The 16968-nt window shown below is 66.8% G+C and carries 16 protein-coding genes; 3 read left to right on the top strand and 13 right to left on the bottom strand.

Annotated elements, in window-relative coordinates:
* The 7 genes from ACWDTP_RS30130 to ACWDTP_RS30160 form a co-directional block, all read right to left on the bottom strand.
* Nucleotides 1-287, bottom strand: a 287-nt coding sequence (locus ACWDTP_RS30130) for an MlaD family protein (protein ID WP_450026711.1), incomplete at its 3' end; no start/stop codon positions are given.
* Entirely contained in the window at nucleotides 284-1402 is a 1119-nt protein-coding gene (locus ACWDTP_RS30135) for an MCE family protein (protein ID WP_450026713.1), read from the bottom strand. The genes ACWDTP_RS30135 and ACWDTP_RS30130, both read right to left, overlap by 4 nt.
* Nucleotides 1399-2442: an MlaD family protein gene (locus tag ACWDTP_RS30140; protein WP_450026715.1), complete on the bottom strand. Its 1044-nt coding sequence runs from the start codon at nucleotides 2440-2442 to the stop codon at nucleotides 1399-1401. Before ACWDTP_RS30140 ends, ACWDTP_RS30135 begins: the two co-directional genes overlap by 4 nt.
* On the bottom strand, nucleotides 2435-3490 hold the full coding sequence (locus ACWDTP_RS30145) for an MCE family protein (protein WP_450026717.1): 1056 nt from the start codon (nucleotides 3488-3490) through the stop codon (nucleotides 2435-2437). The genes ACWDTP_RS30140 and ACWDTP_RS30145 overlap by 8 nt, the downstream gene beginning before the upstream one ends.
* Nucleotides 3487-5088 carry an MlaD family protein gene (locus tag ACWDTP_RS30150; protein WP_450026719.1) on the bottom strand — a complete coding sequence of 534 codons (1602 nt, stop codon included), beginning with the start codon at nucleotides 5086-5088 and terminating at the stop codon, nucleotides 3487-3489. The genes ACWDTP_RS30145 and ACWDTP_RS30150 overlap by 4 nt, the downstream gene beginning before the upstream one ends.
* Entirely contained in the window at nucleotides 5089-5946 is an 858-nt protein-coding gene (locus ACWDTP_RS30155; protein ID WP_450026721.1) for an MlaE family ABC transporter permease, read from the bottom strand.
* A gap of 1 nt (nucleotide 5947) precedes the next feature.
* Nucleotides 5948-6811 (bottom strand): MlaE family ABC transporter permease, encoded by an 864-nt coding sequence (locus tag ACWDTP_RS30160; protein WP_450026723.1) that lies wholly within the window; start codon nucleotides 6809-6811, stop codon nucleotides 5948-5950.
* Nucleotides 6812-7314: 503 nt separating this feature from the next.
* Between ACWDTP_RS30160 and ACWDTP_RS30165 the strand changes: the two genes are divergently transcribed.
* Entirely contained in the window at nucleotides 7315-8340 is a 1026-nt protein-coding gene (locus ACWDTP_RS30165) for an NAD(P)H-dependent glycerol-3-phosphate dehydrogenase (protein ID WP_450026725.1), read from the top strand.
* A gap of 198 nt (nucleotides 8341-8538) precedes the next feature.
* Here the strand turns inward: ACWDTP_RS30165 and ACWDTP_RS30170 are convergent, their stop codons facing one another.
* From ACWDTP_RS30170 to ACWDTP_RS30185, 4 genes are all read right to left on the bottom strand, one after another.
* On the bottom strand, nucleotides 8539-9096 hold the full coding sequence (locus ACWDTP_RS30170; protein ID WP_450026727.1) for a hypothetical protein: 558 nt from the start codon (nucleotides 9094-9096) through the stop codon (nucleotides 8539-8541).
* A 48-nt stretch (nucleotides 9097-9144) separates the two neighbouring features.
* Nucleotides 9145-9441 carry a hypothetical protein gene (locus tag ACWDTP_RS30175; protein ID WP_450026729.1) on the bottom strand — a complete coding sequence of 99 codons (297 nt, stop codon included), beginning with the start codon at nucleotides 9439-9441 and terminating at the stop codon, nucleotides 9145-9147.
* A gap of 127 nt (nucleotides 9442-9568) precedes the next feature.
* Complete coding sequence (locus ACWDTP_RS30180; RefSeq protein ID WP_450026731.1) at nucleotides 9569-11053, bottom strand: sensor histidine kinase; 1485 nt, start codon at nucleotides 11051-11053, stop codon at nucleotides 9569-9571.
* 16 nt (nucleotides 11054-11069) lie between these two features.
* Nucleotides 11070-11843: a response regulator transcription factor gene (locus ACWDTP_RS30185; RefSeq protein ID WP_450026733.1), complete on the bottom strand. Its 774-nt coding sequence runs from the start codon at nucleotides 11841-11843 to the stop codon at nucleotides 11070-11072.
* 476 nt (nucleotides 11844-12319) lie between these two features.
* On the opposite strand from ACWDTP_RS30185, the gene ACWDTP_RS30190 reads away from it, so the two are divergent.
* A complete protein-coding gene (locus ACWDTP_RS30190; RefSeq protein ID WP_450026735.1) occupies nucleotides 12320-14494 on the top strand; it encodes a SulP family inorganic anion transporter in 2175 nt (724 codons plus the stop codon).
* Nucleotides 14495-14799: 305 nt separating this feature from the next.
* Here ACWDTP_RS30190 and htpX read toward each other — a convergent pair whose 3' ends face one another.
* Both htpX and grcC1 read right to left on the bottom strand, forming a co-directional pair.
* Nucleotides 14800-15675: a zinc metalloprotease HtpX gene (gene htpX / locus ACWDTP_RS30195; protein WP_450026737.1), complete on the bottom strand. Its 876-nt coding sequence runs from the start codon at nucleotides 15673-15675 to the stop codon at nucleotides 14800-14802.
* A gap of 74 nt (nucleotides 15676-15749) precedes the next feature.
* Complete coding sequence (gene grcC1, locus ACWDTP_RS30200; RefSeq protein ID WP_450026739.1) at nucleotides 15750-16757, bottom strand: nonaprenyl/(2E,6E)-farnesyl/geranylgeranyl diphosphat synthase; 1008 nt, start codon at nucleotides 16755-16757, stop codon at nucleotides 15750-15752.
* 21 nt (nucleotides 16758-16778) lie between these two features.
* Here grcC1 and ACWDTP_RS30205 point away from each other — a divergent pair.
* A partial coding sequence (locus ACWDTP_RS30205; RefSeq protein ID WP_450026741.1) for an FAD-dependent oxidoreductase occupies nucleotides 16779-16968 on the top strand: 190 nt, incomplete at its 3' end.

Below are 16968 nucleotides of genomic sequence, written 5' to 3' on the forward strand. Positions count from 1 at the left end.
CCCAGCGGGAGCCGAACCCCGTCAAGGATCCGTAACGTGGTGACCGCGGTGTAGTTGCGCGCGATCATCGAGTCGACCTCGCCCACGTCGGCACCGGCAAGTTTGACCTTGGCGTTGGCGGGCAGGTTGAGCGCATTGGAGAACACCGCGGTCAACGTGTACCCACCCGAGCCGACACCGGGCGCCGGCAACGGCAGGCTGGCCAGGCCCTCCGTACCGCACGCCGACAGGGTCAGGCATGCCGTCAGACCGACGGGAAGCACGAACCTCGGGAACCGGGCCGTCATTTCTGCCCCATCGCCGCGAGCCCGTCCAGCATGTAGGTGAGCCCGAAGTCCGGCCCGAAATCCTGCAACGTCCCTGTGCTGCATCCCAATTGACGCAGACCCATCATATTGCAGATCTCCTTGACGGCTTGGGTGTCGAACAACACCCGGTCCACCGGGATACGGGCCCGCACGGCGCCGTTCTCCTTGTCGACGGCGTTGTAGAGGTTGTCCAGCGTCATCGGGGCGAGGTCGAGGAACTCGGCCAGATCGCGCCGATGGTCGACGGTGGTCGTCATGGCGGTGTTGCCGTTGCGCACGATCTGCTTGATCTCGTCGCGGTGCGTCGCGAGCACCTCCCCCACCTGGGTGATCACCTCGTTGAGCTTCCTGCCCGTGGTGCCGCTGCCGAACTGCTCGTCGGCCAGGATCTGGCTGAGCTGACGGACCGTGGAACCGAACTCCCGCAGGGTGTCGTCGTTTCGGGCGGCCGCCTCGAACAGCGAGCTCAGATTCCGCATGATCGTGGTCAGCTGGTCGCGGGTCGCCGCGCCGCGATCGGCGCTGAGCCGCAAGGCGTCCGACAGTTCACCGAGCGCATCTTTCATCTGCTGGCCGTTCCCGTCGGCGATCGCCGCACTCGCGTTGACCAGGTCGGCCACCGGCCCGTTGCCGTGGCCGTCGCCGCGCAGCGATGACGACATCTTGTCGAGAACGTCGAGCACCCTGGCGAATTCGACCGGGGTCTTGGTGCGGTTGAGCCCGATGGTGTCGTGGTTGCGCAGTGTCGGGCCACCCCGGTACGGCGGCGTCAGTTCGATCTGCCGGTCGGTCAGGATCGAATTCGAGATGGTGACCGCCTGCACATCGGCGGGCACCGCGACGTCCTTGGCCACCGTGAACTCGACTTCGACGTAATTACCTTTGGGGTTGATCTTCGTCACCGTGCCGACCTGCATGCCGAGCACCGCGACCGTGTTGCCCTCGTAAAGCCCAGCCGCACTGTCGAACTGCGCGGTCACCTTGATGGTGTTGACCTGGTCCCGCAGATACGACCAGCCCACCGCGGCCACCAGGCCCGCGAGCAGCACCACGGCGGCCCCGATGGCGAGAAACTTGCGTCTGGCACTGGTCATTTGCAGTCCTGGAAGTACTGGATCATCCCGAATTGTTTGGCACGCCCGCTGATCGCACACATCCACGAGTCGATCAGCAGGCCGTTGGGTACGGTCAGGTCCACCGCGTTTCCGCTGCCGGAGGCGTTGGCCAGGCCGCGCAGCGCCACCGGGCCGGATTGCAGGATGCTGCGCAGCAGGTCATCGTGCTGGCCGAGCATGTCCGAGAGCTGGCGCAGGTCGGTCAGCAGGGCCTCCAGTTGCGGCCGGTCGTCGATGACGATGCCGCTCAGGGTCTGCACCAGGTTGGTCAGGGTGGCCATCAGGGTCCGGAAGGAATCCTGGCGCGCCACGAATTCGCCGACCAGGCTGTTGCCCTGGTTGACCAGGTTGCCGATGGTCGACTGCTGGTGGCGCAGCGTGTTGCTGATCAGCTCGGTGGTTTTCAGCAGCGATCCCAGTTGGTCGCGACGGCCCGCGACGATCGTCGCGAGTGTGTGCGTGTTCTGCAGTGCCTGCGGCACCACGGCGGGCAGCCCCTGCAGCTGTGTTCCCAGCACACCGAGCGTCTGCGCGAACTTGTCGGAGTCGACCTGTTCGAAGGTGGTGGTGACGTCGCCGAGCGCCTCCTGCAGATCGTAGGGCACCTCGGTGTGATTGAGGTCGAAGGTGTTGTCCGGCAACGAACCCGGGCCGGCGGGCTGCAGCGCCAGGTAACGCGACCCCAGGATGGTGGTGACCTTGATGGTGGCCCTGGAGTCCTGGCCGAGGCCGATGTTCTTGCGCACCTTGAGCTTGGCCTCGACATGGTCGCCTGCCAGTTTCATGCCCGTCACCTCACCGACCGGCATCCCGGCCACGGTGACCGGGTTGCCCGTCTTGAGCGCCGCCGCCTGCAGGAACCGCGCGGTGTACTGCCGGTAACCGAAATCGGCCAGCTTGATCACGAACAGCGCCCCGATCAGCACCGTAACCACCGCGATCGCGATGATCCCGAGCCAGGTCCGGTTGTAGTTCTCCAGCGGCCGTCTGCGCCGCCGCGCCTGTTCTCGATCAGCCATTGGCCATATTCCTGCACTTCGGGGAGTACTGGGCCTTGTTCCCCGGGGTCGCGGCGTCGACGATGATCGGCACGACGTCGTTGAGGCCGGGGAAGAACCCCGTGGCGTTCAGGTCACACCCGTAGGCGTTGGCGTAGGAGCCCTCGTTGGTGATGCGGGCGAATCCCTTGAGCAACAACGGAAGATTGTCCCCGGTGAAGGCCAGTTGCGGTTCGATGCCGACCATGTGCGCGGCGAATCCCGGCTGGCGGGTCACCAGCTGGTTCAACGACGGGTAGACCTCGTCGGAGATCGTGGACAGCTGACGGACGACGCGGGTGATCGAGCCCATCGAGGACACCAGCTCGGGCCTGCGGGCGTCGAACGTCGACACCATGTCGCGGGTCTCGGTGATCACCTTGTCCAGGCTGTCGTTGTGGCGCGCGAGGTTGCCGACGACGGTGTTGAGATCGGTGATCACCTGACCCAGTTCCTGATCGCGGCCGGCGAACGTGTCGGTGAGCCGCGAGGTCTGGTCGACCAGCGCGACGATCGAGGCCCGATCGCCCTGCAGGGATTGGATCGCGCCTTTGGTGAGGTTGTCGGCGTCGCGGGGGTTGAGCACGCTGAACAGCGGCTCGTATCCGTTGAGCAGCGTGCCGACGTCGAAGGACGGATCGGTGCGCTCGACGGGGATGACGCTGCCCGCGGGCAACTGGCCAGGCTCGCCCAGCTTGCCCAGCGAAAGCCCGAGATAGCGCTGCCCCACGATGTTCTGGTAGGTCACCGAGGCGACGGTGGTACCCAGCACCTGTTGATCGCGCTGCACCACGAACGACACCTTGGCCAGATTGCCTTGCAGTTCGATCTTCTCGACCCGTCCGACCCGCACACCCGCCATCCGGACGTCGTCGCCCTCCCGCAGGCCGAACACATCGGAGATCATCGCGGCGTACGGAACGGTCTTGCCTGCGACGTCGCGGCGCAACGTGACGTAGACCAGCCAGGTCAGCGTCAGCGCGACCACCATGAACACCGACAAGCCGATCAGCGCCCCGCGGTATCTCATCGCGTTCCCCCTGCCGAATGTGGTTGGGCCGCCGGGCCGGCCGCGGCGGACACGGTCGTACCGCGCGCGACGGGACCGAGCAGCAGCTGGGTGGCCGTGGAGATCGGCTGTCCGGTGGCCACGCTGAGTTGGAAGCGTTCCTGGGTGCTGCCGACCGGGCCCACGTTCCCCCCGAAAGAGGCGGGCGCCGCCGCGGCCGGTGGCGGATCACCGGGGCGCGGCGCCACCGGGGCGGGCGGCGACTGCGGCACCGGCGGTTGTGGCTGCGGGACGAGCGCGGGGTTGGCGGTACCCGGGACCGGCAGCGAAGGTGGCATCCACGGCGGCAGCGGCGGATTCGGGTCGGCAAGGCTCGGATTCGGGTTGACCAACGGCGGCCCCACCGCGACGAGGTTGCCGTTCGGGCCCAGGACCGTTCCGGCCGGCGGGGCCAGATCCTTGGGTGGCTGGTAGTTCTGCGGCAGAAGCACGTCCGGAAGTTCGGGACGGGTCGGCACCAGCGGCGCGGTGAAGCAGCTCGGCCCTTTGAGCCCGGCGTACTGCGGGCAGTCGGCCCTGGTGTAGCTGTAGCTGGGGGTGAACGACAGATTCGTCCGCATGTTCCCGACGTCCTGCTCGGGTATCCAGACCTCGTTGAAGAACTTGTCGGAGAGCTGATTGAGCTTGGTGAACGCCGGAACCCAGTGCTGCGAGGTGTCCGCCAACTGCCCCAGCACCGGCGTCAGGTCCGAGGTGATCTTCACCAGTCGGTCGGTGTGGTTGTTGAGCGCGGTGGTCGTGGTCCCCATGGTGTGGATGCCACCGTCGATCAGGTCGGTGAGCTGTGCACGCTGTTCGACCAGGGTCCGCATCGGCTGCACCGCCGTGTGCAGTGCATCGACGAGCTCGGGTGCGGTCTGCTGCAGGCCCTGCGTCGCGTCGATGAGTGCCGACGCCGTCGTCGGGCCGGGTTCGGTGGCCACGATCGCGTCGAGCTGATCGAGCAGCCGGTTCAATTGCGCACCGCTGGTGAGCAGTTCGGTGCGGCGGTTCTCGGTGGCGGCGTTGACGGCGGCCAGGATCCCGATGGTCTTGTCCTCGCGGCCGCGGCCGGTGGCGGCCAGCACGTCGCGCAACTTGCTGATGGTGGTCTGGAACAACACCGTCGGGAGCTCGGTGTCTTCGGGGATCTGGGCTCCCGCGGCGATGGCTGGGCCCGGGCTGTTCGCCGGCCCGCCGGCGCGGTCGACCAGTTGAACCGACGACACCGCGAACACGTTGCTGGGGACCACTCGTGCCGTCACGGTGCTGGGGATCGAACCGGCGTATTGCGGTTTGAGATCGATGTGGACGTAGTTGGGGTTGCCGTGTTCGGCGGGGACGACGCCGTTGACCATCCCGACGAGCACGCCGTGGTACTTGACGTCCGAACGCTGGGGCAGCCCGTCCCCGACGTTGACCAGGGCGGCCACCACGCGAACCCGCGCATCCAGTCGCCCCGTCGACTTGACCAGTAGCACACCCGAAACCACCACCAGGACAACAAGAACGGCGATTCCGCAGCCAAGCAGCTGGCGTTCGGACGGCCCCTGGCCGTCGATGTCGAGGGAGTTCGCCACCTATCCCCCGAACCTTGCGCCGGAATCGACCGTCCACAGCGCCATGGTGAGCAGCATGTTGACGATGACCACCACGGTGATGCTGGCGCGCATGGCGTGCCCTGCGGCCACCCCCACGCCCACCGGCCCGCCCGCGGCGTAGAACCCGAAATAGCACTGGATGGTCGAGGCGATCCAGACGAAGATGACCGTCTTGAGCACCGAGTAGATGATGTCCTGCCCGGCCAGCATGAGGCTGAAGTAGTGCAGATAGGAGCCGGTGGAGCCGCCGCCGATCAGTTTCACCACGAGCTGGGTGGTCAGATAGCTGACGCCGAGGCACACGACGTAGAGCGGCAACACCGCGATGACCGATGCCATCAGGCGGGTCGTCACCAGGTAGGGGATCGGGCGGATCGCCAATGCGTTGAGCGCGTCGATCTCCTCGGCGATGCGCATCGACCCGAGTTGCGCGGTGAAACGGCAACCCGCCTGCGTCGCGAACGCCAGCGCGGCGGCGATCGGGGCCAGCTCGCGGGTGTTGACCAATGACGAGATGATGCCGGTGGCCGGGCCGAGACCCAGCAGATCGAGGAAGTTGTATCCCTCGATGCCGACCAGCGCACCCACGGTGATGCCCAGCACCACCGCCACGCCCGCGGTGCCGCCTCCCACCACGAGAGACCCGTTGCCCCAGGCGATATCGGACAGCAACCGGACGAACTCGCCGCGGTAGTGACGCAGCGCCAACGGGATGCCCGCCGCGGCGCGCACGAAGAACACCAACATGTGGCCGAGGCGCTTGACCGGCCGGGCGACCGCCGCGCCGAACCGGATCCACGGATCCAGCAGTGCCGGTCGGAACGTGGAGGCCGTCACGTCAGAGCCCCACCCGCGGGAACAACATGTTGTAGAGCTGGCTGATCGCCACGTTGACGATCATCAGCACCAGGATCGATTCGACGACGGCCGCGTTGACCGAGTTCGCCACGCCCGTCGGCCCGCCCACCGTGGACAGCCCCTTCTGGCAGGACACCACCGCGACGATGGCACCGTAGACCACCGCTTTCAGCAGGGCCACGACCATATCGCCGGTCGTCGCGAACGAGGCGAAGGTCGCCACGAAGCTGCCCGGGGCACCGTTCTGGAAGTAGACGTTGAACAGGAAGCTGGCCAGGAAGCCGACGAAGCACACGACCCCGGTGAGAGCGACGCCGATCATGATCGCGGCCGCGAACCGCGGGACCACCAGCCGCCGGATCACCGACACCCCCATGACTTCCATCGCCGAGGTTTCCTCGCGCATCGTGCGTGAACCCAGATCGGCGGTGATGGCCGAGCCCACCGCGGCCGCCATGAGCACCGCGGCAACCAACGAGGCGGCCTGGCGAATCACCGCGAGACCGCTGGCCGCACCCGCCAGCGACGTCGCGCCGACCTGCCCGGCCAGCAGCGCGAACTGGACCGACAACGTGACACCGATGGGCAGTGCCACCAGAACCGTGGGGACCACGGCCGTGCCGGCCATGAAGGCACCCTGCCGGATGAACTCCTGCCACTGGAACCGACCGGTGAACAGGTCGATGAACAGGTACTGCATGGTGCGGACGCCGAGGACGAACTGGTCGCCAACCGTGGTCAGCGACGCGATCGGGTGGCGCCTGGCGTAGCCGGTGGTCCAGTCCCCGATCGCGTCGAGCCCGGTTCCCGGTGCGTCGGTCTGGTGCTCGGGCGAGGAGGTCATCCTCTCGCGTTCGGTGGCTGAGCTGGCACAGTAGGTTTCCTCCCGAATATCGAGATCCAGCAACGACTCACAGCCGGCTCCCCCAGCAGTGTTTGGCACGCTATCGCCGGGGCGCGCCGGCGTCAACCATTTCGAGAATTCGCATTCACTTAGCTCACCTCGACTGATAGCCGCACTGCCGCCCGTGGAGCTCATCCCCATAGCAGATCGGCGCGTCGCTCGGGCGGAATTCGGCACCATAACAGCGGTTATTTCAAGGGTTTTAGCTCGACGCCGGCGTAAATTTGTTCCGCATCCGCGATCCGCCCAGCCGAGGAGGCCGGGCCCACCTACACCGCGGAACCGGTCGCCGAGAAGCTGATGGGCACAGTATGCACATTAACTTTTTCGGTGTCGTGGAAACGCCGGAAAACGCTGAGGGGCGGTGTGGCGGGACCGAACGCCACCGGGTCAGTTCAGCAACTCGTGGTCACGGCCACCGTCCCGGCAATACCCTGATCGCCATGGCACCCGCGCAACGCGAACCGAACGTCGTCGTCCTCGGTGGCGGCTCCTGGGGCACCACCGTGGCCTCGATCTGCGCCAGGCGCGGACCGACCCTGCAATGGGTGCGGTCGGCGGAGACCGCCACCGACATCAACGACAACCACCGCAACTCCCGTTACCTCGGTGACGAGGTGGCGCTGCCGGAGAGCCTGCGCGCGACCAACGACTTCTCCGAGGCGGCCAACTGCGCCGACGTGATCGTGATGGGGGTGCCCTCGCACGGCTTCCGCGGCGTGCTGGAGCACCTGGCGCGCGAACTGCGTCCGTGGGTGCCGGTGGTGTCACTGGTCAAAGGCCTCGAGCAGGGCACCAACAAGCGGATGAGCGAGATCGTCGACGAGGTACTGCCCGGCCATCCGGCAGGCATCCTGGCCGGGCCCAACATCGCCCGCGAGGTGGCCGAGGGTTACGCGGCCGCCGCGGTGCTGGCCATGCCCGATCAGCACCTGGCGGCCAAACTGGCAGAACTGTTCCGCACCAAGCGATTCCGCACCTATACCACCGACGACGTGGTCGGCGTGGAGATGGCCGGGGCGCTCAAGAACGTCTACGCCATCGCGGTCGGCATGGGCTATTCACTGGGTATCGGGGAGAACACCAGGGCCATGGTGATGGCCCGCGCGGTCCGCGAGATGTCCAAGCTGGGCGAGGCCACCGGCGGGCACCGCGACACCTTCGCGGGCCTGGCCGGTATGGGCGACCTGATCGTCACCTGCACCAGCCAGCGCAGCCGCAACCGCCACGTCGGCGAACAGTTGGGCTCCGGCAAGAAGATCGACGAGATCATCGCGGCGATGAACCAGGTGGCCGAAGGGGTCAAGGCGGCCAGCGTGATCATGGAGTTCGCCGAGACCTACGGGCTGAACATGCCGATCGCCCGCGAGGTCGACGCCGTGATCAACCACGGCTGCACGGTCGAGGACGCCTACAAGGGGTTGATGGCCGAGAAGACCGGCCACGAGGTGCACAGCTCGGGGTTCTGAGGCTTGCGTGGCTTGCGTGCGCCGAGAGTGAAGCCATGGTCGCTGAGCGGCGCCGGTAACGACCATGGCGTCACTTTCGCGGATCCGTCGCTTGGAATTGCCAACCATGACGCGGCGGCCGCGCGCCGAGAGTGAAGCCATGGTCGCTGCGCGGCGCCGGCAACGACCATAGATTCACTGTCGCGGATGACGCTGAATTCAGCCGATGTTGAAGGTCGGCTTGAGGTCCGACGGCTGCTGGCCGATGACATAGCTACCGGCCGGGCTGATCACGAAGCCGGCCTGGTTGCGCCCGTCGATGCATGCGGTCATCACACCGTCGGTCCCGCAGCTCACGGTCTGGTAGCTGATCCGGCTGTTCGCGGGCAGCGGCTTGGCCGCACCGGCGGCGGCGAAGAGCGGAGCCGGCGAGCTGGCGAAGCCAGGAACCCCCGGCCCGCCGCTGACCAGGTTGGCACCACCCGGCGCGGCCGGGATGGGCCCACTGCAGCCGTAGCTGCCGGTGCGCTGCAGGACGCAGGTGACGCCTTCGGGTGTACTGAAGGCGTACCAGTTGTTGTCCATCACCGCGTAGTCCGAGGTCTTCACCGGCGCGAACGCGTTGACGTTGGGCGGTGGGGGCGGCGGATCGGCTTTCGCCATGCCTGGCGACATCAGCACCGCCACCCCCGGCGCGATCACCGTGGCCACACCGGGCACGCTCATGACGGCCGCACCCGCGGCGCTCACCAGGCTGATCAGCACTCTGCTCCGCACGCGGTTACCCTAACCCGGCGTTCCTGGGCCGGCCAACCCGTCTCCCCGCTAGCACGCGAGGTCGACGTGCACCGTGGTGTACCGGACGAACTCCTCGGTGTTGCCGCGCGGGGCGGCCCGCAACTCGGTGACGTCGCGGCCCGGCCGGATCGCGCTCACCGTGCACTTGTCGATCGGCCCGCTCCCGACCTTGGTCTGGATTACCCGGTAGCCCTCGGCCTGCAGGTCCTTGATCGTCTGCTGTGCCGACGACGGGCCCGATGGCGCGGCGGCGACCGGCCCGGCCAATGCCATTCCGGTGATCGCAAGTCCGGCGGTGACCGAGGCGATGATTGTCTTTCTCATCTGAATTGCCTTTCTTTCGGCTGATCTTTCTTCCAGCCTAGAGAGGCGATTAGCCGCGGTCCATCAATTCATATCGAATGCATACGGGTTATCACTGACGCGGAAATTCAGGCCGAATGCACATAATTCACCGGGCCGGGGCGACCGGCTGTGCCGACCGCTCCGCCATGGGTATCCGCACGGTAAAGACGGTCTCGTCGTCATCCGACGTGACCGCGACGGTACCCCGATGGGCTTCCACGATCGACGCAACAATGGCAAGACCCAGGCCCGTGCTGCCCAATTCCCGGGACCGGGATTTATCGGCCCGAACAAAACGGCCGAAAAGGTTCGGCAACAATTCCGCATCAATTCCCGGGCCGTCGTCTTTAACGGTCAATTCCGCGAATTCCCCGGCGGCCCCGCCGGCGCCGAGCGTCACCGTCACCGTCACGCCCGGCGGCGTGTGCACCCCCGCATTGGTCAACAGATTGCTCACCACCTGGTGCAGCCGGATCCGGTCACCACGCACCCACACCGGATCATCGGGAAGGTGCGCCACCCACCGGTGCGTGGGCACCGACACCGCGATGTCGTTGACCGCGTCGACCAACAGATCGCTCAGATCGACGTCATCGGTCTCCAGATCCTGCCCCTCACCCAGCCGGGACAACAGCAGCAGATCGCTGACGAGCACCGTCATCCGGCGGGCCTCGGCCTCGATCCGGGCCAGCGCGTACTCGGTCGTCGGCGGCAGATCGGCACTGTCCTGCCGGGTCAGCTCGGCGTAGCCCTGGATCGCGGCGAGCGGGGTCCGCAGCTCATGGCTGGCATCGGTGAGGAACTGGCGGGTGCGCCGGTCCGACGCGGCGAGCTCGGCGAGCGCGGTGTCGACGTTGACCAGCAACCGGTTGAGCGTGTCGCCCACGACACCGACCTCGTTGTCGGGATCGGTGTCCTTGTCGCGCACCCTTGCGGTGATGCGGTGATCGGCACCGTCGAGTCGCAGGGTGGCAACCTTGCCCGCGGTGGCGGCCACCCGGCGCAGCGGGCGCAGCGCGTAGCGCACCACCAGCACGGTGCCCACCGCGGTGACGATGAGTGCGACGACGGTGATCACCGAGACGGTCGCGGTCTTGCGTGCGATCACGTAATTCGCGCTGTCCAAGGAGATTCCGCAAACGAGGATGTCGCCGTTGCGGGTCGTCTCGCTGGCCAGACGATAGGCACCGAGCACCGGCAGCTTCATCGTGCGGGGATCGTCATCCGACCATGACTGCCCCTCGAGTGCCGCCACCACCGACACCGGTGCCGGATGCGGCTCGCCGTCGGAGAACACCGCCGACTGCACCACTTCGCCGTCGTGCATCACCGCGATCAGATTTCCCGGCGCCTGGCCGACGAAACCCGTGAGCGCGTGCTCTTTCTCGTCGCTGGCGAATTTGTCGTAGGAATGGCTGAACGCCGCCAGCGATCGCGACACCTCGGTATCGCTCATCGTGGTCACATAGGTGTGCAGGCTGTACACCGACACCACGCCGACCGCCACCAGCACCATGGTGACGATCGAGGTCACCCCGAGCACCAGTTGCCTGCGCAGCGAGCGGGGCCACCACCGCTTCAGGCGGGTCATCGCGCCTGCCGGGTCATCACTCGGCGGGGCGCAGCATGTAGCCGACGCCGCGCACCGTGTGGATCATCGAATCCCGGCCGGAGTCAACCTTTTTCCGCAAATAGGAGATGTAGAGGTCGACGATGCTCGATTTGCCGCCGAACCCGTAATTCCACACCCGGTCCAGGATTTCGGCGCGGCTCAGCGCCCGGCGCGGGTTACGCATCAGGAAGCGCAGCAGCTCGAACTCGGTCACGGTCAGGTTGATCGGCACCCCGCCGCGGGTCACGTCCCGGCTGGCCCCGTCGAGCGTCATGTCCCCCACCTTGAGCACCTCGTCGGCCGGCGGCGTGGTGTGGCTGGACCGGCGCAGCAGCCCACGCAGCCGGGCCACCAGCTCCTCCAGGCTGAACGGCTTGGTCATGTAGTCGTCGGCGCCCGCGGTCAGACCCGAGACCCGGTCCAGCACCGAATCCCTTGCGGTGAGGAACAACGTGGGTGTGTAGCCGTCGGCCTCCCGGACCCGCTGCAGGATCTGCAGCCCGTCGATATCGGGCAGCATGATGTCCAGCACCACCACATCGGGATCGATCTCGTCGAATTTAGCAACGGCGTCGTGGCCGTTGTGGGCGACCTCGACGCTCCAGCCCTCATAGTGCAGCGCCATCTTGACCAGGTTGGTAAGGGCCGGTTCGTCGTCGACCAGCAACACCCGAATGGGTGAACCGTCGGCGCGATGGATTCGTGGCAACTGACCGAGGATGGCCTGCCTGGGTTGTTGAGCGCGGGGAGTAACCGACACCGTCGTCATGATTCCATTCTGCGGACCGCACAGAGCATTGTCACGGAGTTCATATCGACTTCTCAGGGAAGTCCGTTCGGTACAACGACTATGACGCCGGTCACGTTGATCATATCAACGTGACCGGCACCAGAACCATTGATATATATACATTTTCAATGGAGAAGGTTAATTCTTGGTTACGCCAGTACCTGTGCTGATCTTGTTTGCGCTGCACAGCATCCGATTCCGGGGTCTACCAGGTATCCGAGAAGATTTGGGTTCTCTATGCGTCCGCCCCACTTGCTTGACGGGTTCTCACAGCGATAAATACGCTCGCTCACAGTAATTGGATGTCGCACTGCCGCAGCCACCCATAAGTCAACTTGTGTACCGCTGCACCGCAACGCCTTTCACAAACACTGATTGACAATGCTGTCAAAAATTGCTGTGGGTGCGCGATGACGCCTGCCCGCAAAACCATTCACCTCGGACGGGAGCCCGTGATGCAGCAAACCTCTCGACTACAGGAAAGGGCAAGGGAGGTGCTGCGCTACGACCTGCCCGCCTCCTTGGTGGTGTTCCTGGTCGCGCTGCCACTGTCCCTTGGGATCGCGGTGGCCTCTGGGGCACCGGTACTCGCCGGAATCATCGCCGCCATCGTCGGCGGCATCGTGGCAGGCGCGCTGGGCGGATCCCCGCTGCAGGTGAGCGGCCCGGCGGCCGGACTGACGGTCATCGTGGCCGGCCTGGTGTCCCAGTTCGGCTGGGCCGTGACCTGTGCGATCACGGTGTGCGCGGGCATCCTGCAGGTGGTGTTCGGGCTCAGCCGGGTGGCGCGGGCGGCGCTGGCCATCTCCCCCGTCGTCGTCCACGCCATGCTCGCCGGCATCGGCATCACCATCGCGCTGCAACAGATCCACGTGCTGCTCGGCGGTAGCTCAAACAGCTCGGCGTGGGCCAATGTCACCGAACTACCCGGCCAGTTGGCCTCCGCACACGGCCCCGGTCTGGTGCTCGGGGTTCTGGTCATCGCGATCCTGGTGGGCTGGAAGTGGATGCCCGCCGCGGTGCGCAAGGTGCCGGGGCCGCTGGTCGCAATCGCCGGTGTGACGGCGCTGAGTGTGCTGATCCCGGTCGCGGCGTTCCAGGATGTGCCGCGCATCCAACTGAACGGGTCCTTGATCGACGCGATCGCGCTGCCCAGCCTGCCCGACGGCAACTGGGGCGCATTCGCCACCGGCGTGCTCACCGTCGCACTGATCGCCAGTGTCGAGAGCCTGCTGTCGGCGGTGTCGGTGGACCGGATGAACACCGGCCCCCGCACCAACTTCGACCGCGAGATGATCGGCCAGGGCGCGGCCAACATCGCCTCCGGCGCCGTCGGCGGCCTGCCGGTCACCGGAGTCATCGTGCGCAGTTCGACCAACGTGGTCGCCGGTGCCCGCACCAGGGCCTCGGCCATCATGCACGGCGTGTGGGTCCTGGTTTTCGCGCTGCCCTTCGCTTCGCTCGCCCAGCTCATCCCGACCGCCGCGCTCGCCGGGCTGCTGATCGTCATCGGATGCCAGCTGGTCAAACGCGCACACATCGAAACTGCCCGTCTCACAGGCGATTTAGCGGTCTACGTACTGACGGTGCTCGGCGTGGTGTTCCTCAACCTGTTGGAGGGAGTGCTGATCGGGCTGGCACTGGCCATCGCGTTGACGGTATGGCGGGTGGTGCGCACCAACATCGTCGCCGAACCGGCCGGCGACGGCACCTGGCGCGTCATGATCGAGGGTTCCTGCACCTTCCTGTCGCTGCCCACCCTCACCGGGGCACTCGCCAGGGTGCCCGCAGGGACCTCTGTCACCGTGGAGCTGTCGGTCGACTTCATCGACCACGCGGCCCATCAAGCGATCGAGGAATGGCGCCGCCAGCATGAGGCCACCGGTGGCGCGGTCGCCGTGCACGATGTCGGTTCGGTCGAGATGGGCAGCGCCGTGGCCGGACCGCCGACCCGCGCGTTCACCCCGTTCGACAAACGCTCCGGCGTGGTGCCGTGGAGTTCGTGGCAGCGCGAGGATTCGACGTCGGTGCTGCACGGGCTGGCCGCCTACCATCGCCGCACCGCACCGGTGCTGCGGCCGCATCTGAAGGACCTGGTCCACGCGCAACGGCCCGAGACGCTGTTCCTCACCTGCGCCGATTCGCGGGTCGTCCCCAACGTGATCACCAGCAGCGGGCCGGGCGACCTGTTCACGGTGCGCAACGTCGGCAATATGATCCCGGCAGGCCAGGCCGACGCGTCGATCGAGGCGGCCATCGCCTTCGCGGTGGACATCCTCGGGGTGAGCTCGATCGTGGTGTGCGGACACTCCAGCTGCGGCGCCATGACCGCACTGCTCGGCAAGACCGATCCGGGCCACGAGCACCTGAAATCCTGGTTGGCACACGGCAATCCGTCACTGGAGACGTTCGACGAAGGGCGCCATCCGGTGGCCCGGTCCGCGGCGGCGGCCGGGTTCGGCACGGTGGATCAGCTGTCGATGGTCAACATCGCGGTCCAGGTGCAGACCCTGCAGTCCCATCCGCTGGCCAGCCGGGTCAACGTGATCGGGTTGTTCTACGACATCGCCAGTGCCGGGGTGCTGCGGGTGACGCCGACCGTCGTCGAAACCCTCGTCGACGCCGCATAAATGGCCCTCTCATGCCGCGCGAGCGTGCGCGTCTGCCGCCCGACTCTCCGTGACGGGGCAGCATTCCGCGCACGCTCGCCAGGTGTCTGGGCCGTCGGGCGGGTCCAGCGCGGCGATCCCGGGCATCCACACCGAGATCGACGCCAGGGTCGTGATGAGCGAAGAATCACAGCCCTCACGTCGATTTCGGTGCCCACCCGCAACCAACCCGGCGACCCGCCGCCACGGCCCGATCGAGAGTGCGCAAAGTGCCGACGATTAACGGCGTGGCGGGCAACAGACGCGCACGGTCGCGGTGCAAACGACTAGTAGTGGCCCGGGCCGCGGCCGGCCATATCCTCCAGGCGACGGATCCGGTCGGCGATCGGCGGGTGGGTCGAGAACAGCTTGCCGATCCGCTCGCCGGCCCGGAACGGGCTGGCGATCATCAGGTGCGCCTGGTCGGCCAGCTGGGGCTGCGGCGGCAGCGGGGCCGCCTCGACCCCGCCCGAGATCTTGCGCAGCGCCGAGGCCAGCGCCAGCGGATCACCGGTCAGCTCGGCGCCGGACTGGTCGGCCTGGTACTCGCGCGACCGCGACACCGCCATCCGGACCACGGTCGCCGCGATCGGCCCGAGAAATGAAACCAGCAGCATCGCAATGGGATTGCCGCCGTCGCGGTTACCGCCGAACATGCCCGCGAACATCGCCATATTGGCCAGCGCGGTGATCACCGACGCCATGGCGCCGGCCACACACGAGATCAGGATGTCGCGGTTGTACACGTGCGACAGCTCATGGCCCAGCACCGCCCGCAGTTCACGCTCATCGAGCAACTGCAGGATGCCGGTGGTACAGCACACCGCGGCGTTGCGCGGGTTGCGTCCGGTCGCGAACGCGTTCGGGTTCGCGGTGTCGGAGATGTAGAGCCGCGGCATGGGCTGGTGTGCGGTGGTCGCCAGCTCCCGCACGATCCGGTAGATCTCCGGCGCCTGCACCTCGGTGATCGGTTGCGCGTGCATGGCCCGCAACGCCAGCTTGTCGCTGTTGAAGTAGACGTAGACGTTCATGCCGACGGCGAACAGCACCGCCAGGAACATCATGCTGCGGCCGAACAGCGACCCGACGAACACGATCAGCGCCGACATACCGACCAGCAACAAGAACGTCTTGAACCGGTTCGCGTGCGGATTCCACGTCATCGCCGCTTCCTCCTATCGGAAATCTGGAAGGCTATCGACGATTCAACGCCCAGCAACGTCGTTTGGGTTCCGAATCAGCCGTGCCGGTTGACCGTGTAGTCGACCAGCGAGGCGAGCGCGTGCCGGCCGGGGCCGTCGGGCAGATTGTCGAGTTCCTCGCGCGCCTGCCGGGCGTAGGAGGCGACCGTCTCTTTGGCCTTGACCATGCCCGGGCTGGCCCGCAGCAGGCCCAGCGCCTCGGCCACGTCCTCGTCGCGCTCGACCGGCCCGGCCAGCAGCTCACCCAGCCGCTCGGCGTCCGGCCCGGTCTCGCGCAGCGCGTACAGCACGGGCAGGGTGTGCACGCCTTCGCGCAGGTCAGTGCCGGGAACCTTGCCCGACTCGTCGGGATCGCTGTCGATGTCGATGATGTCGTCGGAGATCTGGAAGGCCGTGCCGACGATGCCGCCGAGCCGCGACAGCCGCTCGATCTGCTGGTCGTCTGCGCCCGAGAAGGTCGCACCGAACCGGCCCGACGCGGCGATCAGGCACGCGGTCTTCTCGTAGACCACCTTGAGGTAGTGATCGACCGAATCGACATGCTCGGCGGCCCCGCGGGTCTCCCGCATCTGGCCGGTGACCAACTGGGCGAATGTGTCAGCAATCACACGCACGGCATCGGGGCCGAGCCGCGACACCAGCCGCGAGGCGGTCGCGAACAGGTAGTCCCCGGCCAGGATCGCGATGTTGTTCCCCCACCTGGCGTTGGCGCTGGGCGCACCCCGACGCATCTGCGCCTCGTCCATCACGTCGTCGTGATAGAGCGTTGCCAGGTGCACGAGTTCGATGACCGAACCCGCCACGGTGACCTGCCAGGCGTCCGGTTCGGGTCCGAGCTGGGCGGACAGCACCGTGAACAGGGGCCGGAAGCGTTTCCCGCCCGCCTGGAAGAGGTGTTGAACCGCCTCCGCCATGAGCTCATCGGCTTTGCCGAGCTCATCAGACATCAGGTCTTCAATCCGGGCGACGCCGTCGCGGACGTCGGCGGCGAAGGCCGCGTCCCCGAAGTCAACGCCTGCCACCACGGTCGCTGGTGTCCTCACCCTGCCAACATACTGGGAACCATGAACACACCGTCGGGCAGGAGCGCAGCGACCCCGGGGAACATCGCGGCAGATGTGGTCGTCGTGGGCGCCGGACCTGCCGGTTCGGCCGCCGCTGCGTGGGCGGCCCGGGCCGGCCGCGATGTGCTGGTGATCGACGCCGCGCAGTTTCCCCGCGACAAGGCCTGCGGCGACGGGCTGACGCCGCGGG

This window comes from Mycobacterium sp. NPDC003449, from assembly GCF_053588415.1.